This is a genomic window from Paenibacillus sp. JGP012, assembly GCF_014203995.1.
GTDB lineage: Bacteria > Bacillota > Bacilli > Paenibacillales > Paenibacillaceae > Paenibacillus > Paenibacillus silvae.
Map to the genome: position 1 here is coordinate 1 of NZ_JACHKG010000057.1, position 10,774 is coordinate 10,774.

The 10,774-nt window shown below is 39.6% G+C and carries 11 protein-coding genes; 6 read left to right on the top strand and 5 right to left on the bottom strand.

Annotated elements, in window-relative coordinates:
* Positions 1-184: 184 nt before the first annotated feature.
* The 3 genes from HNR77_RS29640 (at position 185) to HNR77_RS29650 (ending at position 3,302) form a co-directional block, all read left to right on the top strand.
* Positions 185-1,513, top strand: a complete 1,329-nt coding sequence (locus HNR77_RS29640) for an IS3 family transposase (protein ID WP_184191644.1) — start codon at positions 185-187, stop codon at positions 1,511-1,513.
* Between the two features lie 204 nt (positions 1,514-1,717).
* Positions 1,718-2,680: a nucleotidyltransferase domain-containing protein gene (locus tag HNR77_RS29645; protein ID WP_184191647.1), complete on the top strand. Its 963-nt coding sequence runs from the start codon at positions 1,718-1,720 to the stop codon at positions 2,678-2,680.
* A gap of 13 nt (positions 2,681-2,693) precedes the next feature.
* Positions 2,694-3,302 (top strand): Cap15 family cyclic dinucleotide receptor domain-containing protein, encoded by a 609-nt coding sequence (locus HNR77_RS29650; RefSeq protein WP_184191650.1) that lies wholly within the window; start codon positions 2,694-2,696, stop codon positions 3,300-3,302.
* Positions 3,303-3,652: 350 nt separating this feature from the next.
* Here HNR77_RS29650 and HNR77_RS29655 read toward each other — a convergent pair whose 3' ends face one another.
* The 5 genes from HNR77_RS29655 to HNR77_RS29675 all read right to left on the bottom strand — a co-directional run bounded on the left by HNR77_RS29655 (position 3,653) and on the right by HNR77_RS29675 (position 7,248).
* Positions 3,653-4,132 (bottom strand): class I SAM-dependent methyltransferase, encoded by a 480-nt coding sequence (locus HNR77_RS29655; RefSeq protein ID WP_311768691.1) that lies wholly within the window; start codon positions 4,130-4,132, stop codon positions 3,653-3,655.
* Between the two features lie 141 nt (positions 4,133-4,273).
* A complete protein-coding gene (locus tag HNR77_RS29660) occupies positions 4,274-5,314 on the bottom strand; it encodes a sensor histidine kinase (protein WP_260411027.1) in 1,041 nt (346 codons plus the stop codon).
* Between the two features lie 31 nt (positions 5,315-5,345).
* Complete coding sequence (locus tag HNR77_RS29665) at positions 5,346-6,044, bottom strand: response regulator transcription factor (RefSeq protein WP_184191654.1); 699 nt, start codon at positions 6,042-6,044, stop codon at positions 5,346-5,348.
* A gap of 52 nt (positions 6,045-6,096) precedes the next feature.
* A complete protein-coding gene (locus HNR77_RS29670; RefSeq protein ID WP_184191656.1) occupies positions 6,097-6,678 on the bottom strand; it encodes a class I SAM-dependent methyltransferase in 582 nt (193 codons plus the stop codon).
* Positions 6,679-6,753: 75 nt separating this feature from the next.
* Positions 6,754-7,248: a DedA family protein gene (locus HNR77_RS29675; RefSeq protein WP_184191658.1), complete on the bottom strand. Its 495-nt coding sequence runs from the start codon at positions 7,246-7,248 to the stop codon at positions 6,754-6,756.
* Positions 7,249-7,561: 313 nt separating this feature from the next.
* Here HNR77_RS29675 and HNR77_RS29680 point away from each other — a divergent pair, with 313 nt between their 5' ends.
* The 3 genes from HNR77_RS29680 (at position 7,562) to HNR77_RS29690 (ending at position 10,329) form a co-directional block, all read left to right on the top strand.
* On the top strand, positions 7,562-8,425 hold the full coding sequence (locus HNR77_RS29680; protein WP_184191660.1) for a DUF421 domain-containing protein: 864 nt from the start codon (positions 7,562-7,564) through the stop codon (positions 8,423-8,425).
* Positions 8,426-8,612: 187 nt separating this feature from the next.
* A complete protein-coding gene (locus HNR77_RS29685) occupies positions 8,613-9,836 on the top strand; it encodes a TraB/GumN family protein (protein ID WP_184191663.1) in 1,224 nt (407 codons plus the stop codon).
* A gap of 160 nt (positions 9,837-9,996) precedes the next feature.
* Positions 9,997-10,329: a hypothetical protein gene (locus HNR77_RS29690; protein WP_184191665.1), complete on the top strand. Its 333-nt coding sequence runs from the start codon at positions 9,997-9,999 to the stop codon at positions 10,327-10,329.
* Positions 10,330-10,774 lie beyond the last annotated feature (445 nt).

The following is a 10,774-nucleotide window of genomic DNA, read 5'->3' on the forward strand; positions in this document are numbered from 1 at the left end:
TCGCTTGACCACCGCTCGTTTTTTTATTCATTGTACACAAAAAGACCCTACAAGATGACCTTTTTTAAAGTGTCCATCTTATAGGGTACATTTTACTGGTACCCATAGACTGGACACTTTAAAAAAAAGGTGTCTGAGCTATGGGTACTTTTTGTATACTGTAAGAGGCAATGGAGGGGATGACATGAGCAAAAAACACTTTAACCAAACAGAGCGCGAGGCTTTATCTAAAAATCCATATATCGCTAGGGTTAGCGAAAAATCGTTGGCGTACACAGATGAGTTTAAACGCCTTTTCATCGATCAGTATTTGTCAGGGAAAACACCTCGAGAAATCTTTGAGACGGCTGGATTTGACGTATCTCTCATTGGAATGACGCGAGTGGAGCAGAGTGCAGATCGTTGGAAAAAGGCTTACGAACGGGATGGGATTATCGGACTCACCGACTCCAGGAAAGGGGCTTCAGGGCGTCCACGGCAAAGAGAGCTCACACCTGCTGAAATCATTGCCAAACAAGAAGCGAAAATCAAACTTCTCGAGTCGCAGATTGACTTGCTAAAAAAGTTCGACAAGAACGAAAGGAGGCTATGCTTAGAGAAAAACAATCCAAGCGAAAGTCGTAGATTTGAGCTTATTCATCAAGCAACGAGCCAAGGATTGAAGCGGATGACCCGGTATTTTTGTGAGCTCCTAGGGGTCTCAAGATCTGGCTACTATCATTACCTGCAAACCGTGGATTTACGCATCAAACGAGCTCAAAAAGATGAGGAAAGCGTAAAGTGGGTGAAGAAAGCATTTGATCGCCGAGGCTTCAAGAAGGGAGCTCGCTCCATTAAGATGACATTAGAGAATGAGTTTGGCATCGTGTATAACCTCAAACGGATTCGCAGACTGATGAAGAAATTCAATATCGTCTGTCCTCACCGGAAACCCAACCCCTATAAGCGAATGGCCAAAGCAACTCAGGAGCACCGGACCATGCCTAATCTTTTGCAAAGAGATTTTCGAAAACAAATCCCCGGTCTCGCCCTGCTCACGGACATCACCTATCTGCCCTATGGATCTTCTCAAATGGCCTATTTGTCCACCTTGCTGGATGCTTCCACAGGCGAAGTCTTGGCTCATCATCTCTCGGACCGAATTACGCTGGATTTAGCGACAGATACCGTAGAAAAATTGGTGAAGCAAAAGCGTCTTAAACTGCCTAAAGGAGCTTTTATCCATTCCGACCAGGGCAGCCACTATACAAGCCCGACCTTTCAAAAGTTGCTCAAGAAATACAAGCTTGGTCAGTCCATGTCCAGACGAGGTAACTGTTGGGATAATGCCCCGCAGGAATCCTTCTTCGGTCATCTCAAGGACCATGTTGACCACCTTAGCTGTACCGGCTTCGAGGCTCTCAAGCAGGAAATCAATCGATACATACGTTATTACAATAACCACAGATATCAATGGGGACGTAAAAAGATGACTCCTGTACAGTACAGAAATCATCTTTTATCCGCGGCATAAAATTCACAAGCCCCTTTTTTATAAGTGTCCTTGACAAAGGGTGCAGTTCATACTCAATAATCGAGTAGTACCTTTTTATTTAAATCAGGGGATGATTTCTGTTATATAGAAAAAGCATTAATTCCATTGTCTAATTAAATTGTAAGAGATATAATAGAACGGAACATATGTTCTTTTTTTGAAAATTTTTGTGGAGGTTATTTCATGAAATTTACTGAAAGTATGTTAAATAATTATTCTCAACCACTCAGTAATACAGAGGATCAACAATGTAAGAATGCAATTAACATGGTAATCAACTCAATTAAGCCATTGGGATTTCAAGAAAAGAGTACGAGTTTGGAAAAGATGTATTCTGATACATATTCTTACTACCAAGTATTGGAGTCTACTTCTAACAATAGAAAGATAAAGGTGTTCTTGCAAGGATCTTATGCAAATAACACAAATGTTCGTACTCAAAGTGATGTAGACATAGCAGTTGTCGAAGAAGACATATTTACTACTCATTATAGACAGGGTGTGAGTGACGCAAACTATGGATTTGTAAATGCTCAACCACGTTCACAATCTTTTAAAGATGAGATCGAGATAGCTTTAACAAACACGTTCGGATCTGATGTAAGTAGAGAGAATAAATCAATAAAAATTAATGGTAATTCGTACAGAAAAGATGCAGATGCAGTTCCATGTCGTAGATATAAAGACTTTAGCTTTGATTATTATGATAATCCCACAAACTATGTTGGAGGCATAGTTATAAATGCAGATTCAGGAGAAGAAATTATAAATTATCCAGAACAACATATCAGGAATGGTAAAGAGAAGAACGTTGCCACAAACCACTATTATAAAAAAATGGTTCGAATCATGAAAAAAATGAGATACTTGATGAAAGATAATGGAGTTTCATCTGCAAGTGGGGTTAGTTCATTTGCTTTAGAATCTTTATTGTGGAATATTCCAAATGAATATTATCTGGAATTCAAAGATTGTCGTAAAGTGTTTATGTTCTCTAAGTTAATAGAATACTTGAATAGTCATTCGTATGCATTGGATACATTCAAAGAAGCAAATGGTATAAAGCTATTGTGCCCCAATCGCGACATGCTGAATAATATGAAATCGTTTATTAATTCTCTCATAACTTTTTATGAGTATGAGTAGGGGAGGATGATCAATGTATAACTCGAGTGTTTATTGGAGAATATGGATTATATTAGGTATATTAATATTTGTTACGATTGTATTGTTTAAGGGGCCACCGTACAACATCTTCATCATTGTCTCTGCTGCAAGTGCTGCGGGGATTTCGTTATTAATTGAAGCTTTATTATTTAAGCGAATAATATGGATGAGATTCCCCCATTTATTTCATCCATGGCTGTGCACTGTACCTTACATTGGAGGGAAGTGGGAAGGTACAATTCAATCAGATTACATTGATCAAGAATCAGGAAAAAGGGTAGAGCCGATACGTACTAGTATGGAAATAAGACATGAGTTTGACAGAATTAAAGTGACACTCGAGACAGATAAAAGTTTTAGTAGTAGTTACACAAGCGATATATGGATTGATGAAGCTGGCCGCAAGTATCTGTGTTATACATATTATAATGACGCAGATGAGAATAGAGATACTAACCCAAATCATGATGGAACAGCAAAGTTAAGGATTAGCTTAGACACTGATGATGAACCCATTCTAAAGGGACATTACTTCACAGGTAGAAAGACAACAGGAAAGATGGAGTTTACAAGAGTAAATAAGAAAAATTCTAAAATATAAAATGTATTTTTTTGATTGCTCTTTAACTTATATATTTACTAAAAAAACACGCTAAGTATAATTACAACTTATCAGGTGTCTACATTCAATTGGGTGTAGACTTTTCTATTTTAGAGATAGATAATGAGGTTGAATTTAAATACAGATTAACAATAACTATCTCAGCAGTTCTTGTTCATAAACGACATCATAAAATAAAGAATACGACAGAATATATATAAAATTATAGGGGATATGACCTTTTCTACCGACAAAATGAAATAAAAATAACAGTAACAGCAATGTTCTAAGGACAAATTACTTTTTCAGTTAAAGCTTTAAATGTAATTTCGTAAACGACCGTTCTTCAATTATCTATTGGGGAACTGGTCGTTTTTTTTACGACATACGTACACAAAAGCGGGAGGGAAATTAGAAGGTACAAAGGTTGTATTTTCAACGATGAACTGTCTGTTTAACGTGTGTTTCATTTGAAGAGAAAACTGATAAACAATAAGTGTTCCCCCAGGTTTCAATGCGTACTGAATCTGGTCCAGTATTCGTTGTCTCATCTCATTGGAAAAATTAAAAAATGGTAAACCACAAATGATACAGTCCACACTGGGAAGGCCTTCTTGAGTGATTTTTTTGTATAAATACGAGGCATTTGAACTCATTTGAAAATGTGGATACGTGGAATTCAGGCGTTTTCTCATAGAGGGATCTCTCTCGAATAAAAATACTTTTGTACGATCGGATATGCGGTGTTGTATCAGTCTGGTTATGGCACCTGTACCTGAACCAAGCTCGGCAATGGACGTAACTTCGTTCCATGGTACCGAGCTGACCACCTTATGGGCTAACCGTTTTGAACTCGGGGTGATACTTCCGACCCGTTTGGGGTTTCTCAAAAATCCTAGCAATAAAAGCAAGTAATTGTAGAGCTTCAAGTCTCTTTCCTCCGTAGTAATTCTAATGATCTTGAGTATGTCTTAGTCAGGCTTGTCTATTGGTAAAGTTATTGTAAACGTGAATCGAGTATCGACATGATCTAGCGTAATTGTCCCATGGTGAAGTTCCACAATATTTTTGGAAATAGAAAGGCCCAATCCCGAGCCGGTCTGAATGCCCTCGCTGCTTCTCGAATGATCGACTTTGTAAAAACGATCAAACAGTCTGCTTTTTTGTTCGTTTGTGAGAGGAGTTCCATTATTCTCGATCTCTATGGTAATCCATGTAGTTTCCCTTTTAATCCGAACATCTATGATCCCGGGTTTGAAGGAATACTTTAAGGCATTCATGAGAAGGTTATCCATCGCTCTTGCGATTTTGTTGCTATCAATGCGTATCATGATAGGGGCATCGCCGATATCTCTGTGGAGCTGGATCTGGTTTTCCTGAGCAATAGGCTCGAAATCGAATAATAATTGATCGACTAATTGATATAAATCAACTTGTTTATAATCTAATTTGGCATCGACGGAAGTTAATTTCGTATATTCAAACAAGTCATCAAGCAGTTTTTTTAAATGAATGGCTTTGTTATACGTGTTGTGGACAAACCGATTGTATTCTTCCTCGTTCTGGAAAGTGTTGGATCGCAGAAGTTCAATATATCCGATGATGCTTGTGAGAGGTGTTCTAAGGTCATGTGAAATACCCGTAATCATTTCCATTTTAGAATTTTCGATCTCACGCTCTTTTAACATCTGTTTTTGTAAACGTTCGGTCATTAGATTAATATTATGCGCAACTCGTTCTAGTTCATCCTGACGATCGAGTGATACGCGATAACTCAGGTTGCCCTCTGATATCGTTTGGAGGCCGCGTTCCAAAGACATTAAATCTTTGACAATGCGCCGAGTGAAGAAAAAAAAGGTTAAAATAAAAGTCGCGACAAAAAGTGGAGTAATAAAATAGGGCAAGTAATTTTTAATCCACTCGATCTCCCACGCATCGATCTTGGTCAAGAACAGGAGTAGACAATTATTAATTGTCGCAGCAATTATGGCGCTCAATACAACACGAAGCAAGATGTTGACTTGAATTCTTTTTCGGGGTCCCTTAAATAGTCGCTTCAATTTTATAGCCAACTCCCCAAACGGTTTTAATGAACTGAGGGCTTCTAGGCGTTTCCTCTATTTTTTCTCTTAAATTTCGTATATGAACCATAACCGTATTGTCTGAATATCCATAAGGTTCGTTCCATATCGTTTCATATATTTGCTCTGGACTAAATACTTGACCAGGTCGGCTTGAAAGTAACTCCAGAATAGAAAACTCCAAAGGAGTGAGCGAGATGTCTCTGTCGCCTTTTTTGACGGAATGTTTGCTCTTGTCAATGACCAAGTCTCTAATGATCAGGTGGTCTTTAACTTCTTCTTCTTTATTCAGTAATGTTTGACGCCGGAGCTGGGCTCTCACTCGAGCCAGCAGTTCTAACGGATTGAATGGCTTGGTCATGTAATCATCGGCACCCGTAGTTAACCCTGTAATTTTGTCGATGTCCTCTTCTTTGGCCGATAACATGATAATAGGTACATTGGAGATTTCTCTGATTTTGAAACAAGCTTGAATACCGTCCATCTTTGGCATCATAACATCTAGAATGACAAGGTGCACCGAGTCCTGACGCTGCTTTAAGGCTTGTATAGCTTCTTCGCCGTTAGCAGCCTCAATAATAGTGTACCCTTCATTTCGTAAATAAACATGGATGATATCTCTGATCTCAGGATCGTCATCTACAACAAGAACAGTATTCATCGGGATTGCTCCTTTTTGAAGATAAAATGGATTCGCAAGATTACAAACAATTCTATACCGTTTCCTTTTTCCGACATACGTATACAAAGGCCGGAGGGATGTTCAGGGGAACAAAGGGAGTCGTCTCGATGATAAATTGGTCAGAAAGTTTCTTTTTCATCTGTAATGAATATTGAAAGGCGATAAATAATCCTCCAGGTTTAAGGGCCTGATGAATTTGATTCACCAAGGTATCTCTTACATCAGCTTCAAAGTTAAAAAAGGGAAGACCGCTGAATATGCAATCCAATTGCTCAATATTTTGTTGCTTCATGCATTCTACCAGGTTCGCTGCATTTTTGTAACAGGAGTACTGAGGGAACTCTTGTTCCAGGTTTGTTCTCATCATATCATTCATTTCAAACATCAACACTTTCATCGAATCGGTGACATGATTGCTTATATGTCGGGTAATTGCTCCGGTTCCTGATCCTAGCTCGGCAATGGCGTTCATCTCTCCCCAAGGAGCTTGTTTGATCATTTTCTTGGCTAAAAACCTGGAACTAGGAATCACACTCCCTATATGTTTCGGATTATGAATGAAGCTACGTAAGAAAAACATATTCTCTTTTACTGTCAATGTGATGACCTCCATCGTATGAAAGAAATTTTGAATGCTTGATATAAATGGGAGAGACCGTTTTATCGCTCTGAGTAAAGGGAGCTTGTCTTAAAACGAGAGCACAGACAGCAGATGCTCGCCAAAAAAAGTGCCTAGTGTAAACAAAAGTATTGTCCAGAAAATAGCAGACGAGTATGAGATCAAAGCGAATTTTTTGTACTCCACTCCGCTTAGCCCAATCAATAGAGGTAAAAAATATCGGACGACAGGGATGAACATTCCGATACAGATGGCGTTATTCCCGTTACGGTTTAAAATGTTCTCTGCTTGTTTGTAATGTTTATTTTTATGGAGTTTTTTATTTAATGTTGGGCCGAATAATTTGCCTGCCCAATAGAAGAGTGTCACTGCCGTTAATAAACCCAATAAAATACAGAAGTAAGTCAGCCATGAATTTATAACTCCACTATGGCTTAATATTGCCGCAGTAAGGATTGTGATCTCATTCGGTATAGGAACGCCAAATGGGCCTAAGGAAAAGGCAATGAAGAAAAACAAATAACCATAATGATGCAAAAATTCTAAGATCGTATTAATGACCATTCTCGTTCCTTCCTCTCTTGTGATGATGTATTAGATGTTACTCATAAAAATTAAGGAATTTATGATTATAATTCTAAAGAAAATCTAAAGATTATGACGTAGGCTCTGCGTATTACACCATCTTCCTTCAGGATCAAATGGAAAAAACACAGATTGACGGTGGTCACTCTGTGTTTTATTGATAAGTTACGTTTAAGCTGAATCAGCAGGCTTCTGTCTCATGCATACAATCTATCGTTCGTGGTAATTATAACCCTCATTAATGGATGTGCCTTATGTGAATAAAAGGCTCCACAGGAAAGGGATGTGCGACATGCCAGAATGGTTAGAGGTTATGATACGAACACTTTCTGCGGTAACGATCTTGTTTCTCATCACCAAAATTTTAGGCAAACGGCAGATATCAGAACTATCTTTGTTTGAATATATTACGGGCATCACTTTGGGGAACCTGATTGGATACATATCACTGGATACAGACACAAGCTGGTACCTGGGCTTTCTTGCCGTATTCGTATGGGTTTCTGTCTCCACAGGCGCGGAGTTTCTAACGATGAAAAGCAAAAAATTCAGGGATATTGTTGACGGAAAATCAACGATCCTTATTGAGAATGGAGCTGTCATTCAGAAAAATCTGAAGAAAGAACGGCTGACCATTGATGAATTTCTGGAGCAGCTTCGCAAAAAAGATGTGTTCCGGGTTGCCGATGTGGAATTTGCAATAATGGAGCAGAGTGGGGATATCAGTGTCATGTTAAAAAAGGAATATCAGCCGCTTACCGCTGATTTGCTGGGCTATCGTCTTTCATCGGAAAAGGAACCAAGAACGATTATCATGGATGGAAATATTTTGCCCGAATCTCTTCAGGAAGCTGGAGTAAGTGAGGATTGGGTAAAAAAAGAACTTCGCAAGCTTAACGTCACATTGAATCAGGTAGCAATTGGTCAAGTGGATAGTAAAGGAGAACTGACTGTGCAGACTGGAACGGAAGCTTTGCCCAAGCCAGATCATTCGAATCCGAATGATCAGATCAAAGATCTGGTACAGCGATTGCAGGATGATCTGAAGATGCGTAAGCAGCTTGCCTCTAATGATAAGGATCGACTCGAATATCAGGAAGCGTTGAATCAATTTCAAACGGTCATGCATGCATATCAGACCAAAAAACAATCGTGACCAATGAGCGATTACATAGTTTGAATTGATATAGAAGCCTCGGCGCGAGCCAGGGCTCTTTTTATTCGTATGAGTTTATAAAATATGGAACGATAACCACCTTTGACCGTATACTAGAAGAGCATATACTGGTTTGATACAAGTCTAGTGCTAAATTTTTTATACGACAAAGGAGAATACATATTATATGAAGCAATGGAAACGCGTGCTCTTATCGCTTACGATCTCGGCAGGCTTGCTTGCATCAGCAGTACCGGCAATGGCTGCTCCGCAGGAAACGGCTGTCAAAGTAAATAATCAGGCGGTTGAATATACGACTGGAGCACCAATTGTGCAGAAAGGAACAACTCTGGTTCCTCTGCGTACAACGCTGGATGCTATGGACGTGAAATTGGCGGGAACGAGCGATGATAGCATTACGGCAATTGTCAATGGCAAGACGATCACCCTGAAAAGCAAACTTGTACGCATCAACGGCGTTACCTATGCGCCTATTCGCATCGTTGGTGATGCTGCAGGATATGAGGTTCGTTGGGATAAAGCCGCTCGCACGGTGCTGCTGGTATCCAAAAGCGATGGCTCAGTCGAAACCGCTCAAAATGGTGGGCGCGGCTTTATGTGGGAAGTGCAGCATAACGGCAACACCGTTTATCTGGTAGGTTCGATGCATGTAGCAGACAAGAGCTTTTACCCGCTGCGTCCGGAATTTGAAGAAGCCTTTGCGGAGGCTGACTATCTCGGTGTAGAGGTAGACATCAGCAAAGCAGCGGACGAGGAGCAGCAGAAGCTGGTGTTAAGTCTGGGATCATATCAGGATGGTACCACCTTGAAGGATCATGTTTCAAGTGAGACGTACAGCAAGCTCGGTGATATTTTGAAGAAAAAGGGGTTAGAGCCTAACGCACTCGATGCATTCAAGCCTTGGGTAGTGGAAAGCACACTGGCAAGTCTGAAAACATCAACAGCTGGACTGGAAGCGTCGTCCGGTGTGGATTTGTATTTTATTCAAAAAGCGATAGAACGGAAAATCCCGGTTATTGAACTCGAATCTTACCAATCTCAACTGGGAATGTTTGATACATTCTCGAAAGAGCTGCAGGAAAAAACGCTGCGCTCTACAATCGACAACTTCGATGTACTCGATAACACAGTGAATCAGATGGCTGAGATGTGGAAAACAGGTAATGATGAGCAATTGCTGGAGCTGACCAACAGCTTCTCGGATGACGAGGAGTATAATAAAGCGATGTTGATTGACCGTAATATCGGCATGGCTGATAAAATTGATGGTTATCTGAAAAATGGTAAAGGTGAAGAGTACTTTATCGTGGTTGGAGCAGCGCACTATTTGGGTGATCACGGGATCGTGAAACTGCTTGAGGATAAGGGATATAAGGTAGAACGTAAGTAAAGGCTCATTATTGAATAGAAACTGAATTGTTAAATTGCATAGAAATGTTCTCAGGCTAAATAGGGACCACTCGTTCTGCGAGTGGTTTTCCTTTGGTCAGCAATATGTTCAGATCTAAACATCTCAGCAAAAAGTATTTATAGGGCAAACTAGAGCTGATTTGGCAGAAGTCATGAAGAATATAGCTGGTGAATCATATGTGGATGATGGGCACTCAAGGTTGTTCAAGAATTTAAAATACGTATTATTCAATTTTGATGGAGACAAAGACACTGCTCAACTTAGTGAAGTATACTTTGATACTAAAGCCTTCCCGATGAGAACGTTTAAGGATGTTGAGCAGGTTCTGGGAAAAGTAAAGCGATACAAACATCCTCATTCTGATAAGGGCCAGATGATCATCTATGAATATGGTAGTTATTTATTGGGCTTTACTGCAAATTATGATGATGACGATGAAAATATCAAAGCCATTATGATAGCAGAAAGATAAATGATGTTCTTATAATGAAGTGAGCTTCTGCTATCATTCTGAACCTGAGTTTATAAATACGTTATCTTCATACGGCGTTTGGAATCATTCTGAGCTTAACTCCTGCTACCAGGAGTTGAGCCTTTTTAATGAGGGAAACAGTAAAGAGCAAATCGGGTAATTTGATAATGAAAAAAATAGTTTACAAGTAGAAGTGATTCGTGGTATATTCTTATTCCGGCCAAGAAAACACGATTTACACGGTGCGGCAAGCGACTTATAAAGAAGCTTGGAAAAAAGAGCTTGCAAAGTTGGTTTGGAAATGATATGATATAAAAGTTGCTGAAACGAACTGGTTTCGATGACGAAGGAAAGTTTGATCTTTGAAAACTGAACAACGAGTGAGTAATCATTCTGCTTGCAGAATGAACGTGAAGGTTTTTGGTGCATGCCATCTGGCTGTATG

Coding starts and splice junctions, on each gene's coding strand:
- HNR77_RS29640 (WP_184191644.1), top strand. CDS start 185: ATGAGCAAAAAACACTTTAACCAAACAGAGCGCGAGGCTTTATCTAAA.
- HNR77_RS29645 (WP_184191647.1), top strand. CDS start 1,718: ATGAAATTTACTGAAAGTATGTTAAATAATTATTCTCAACCACTCAGT.
- HNR77_RS29650 (WP_184191650.1), top strand. CDS start 2,694: ATGTATAACTCGAGTGTTTATTGGAGAATATGGATTATATTAGGTATA.
- HNR77_RS29665 (WP_184191654.1), bottom strand. CDS start 6,044: ATGAATACTGTTCTTGTTGTAGATGACGATCCTGAGATCAGAGATATC.
- HNR77_RS29670 (WP_184191656.1), bottom strand. CDS start 6,678: ATGGAGGTCATCACATTGACAGTAAAAGAGAATATGTTTTTCTTACGT.
- HNR77_RS29675 (WP_184191658.1), bottom strand. CDS start 7,248: ATGGTCATTAATACGATCTTAGAATTTTTGCATCATTATGGTTATTTG.
- HNR77_RS29680 (WP_184191660.1), top strand. CDS start 7,562: ATGCCAGAATGGTTAGAGGTTATGATACGAACACTTTCTGCGGTAACG.
- HNR77_RS29685 (WP_184191663.1), top strand. CDS start 8,613: ATGAAGCAATGGAAACGCGTGCTCTTATCGCTTACGATCTCGGCAGGC.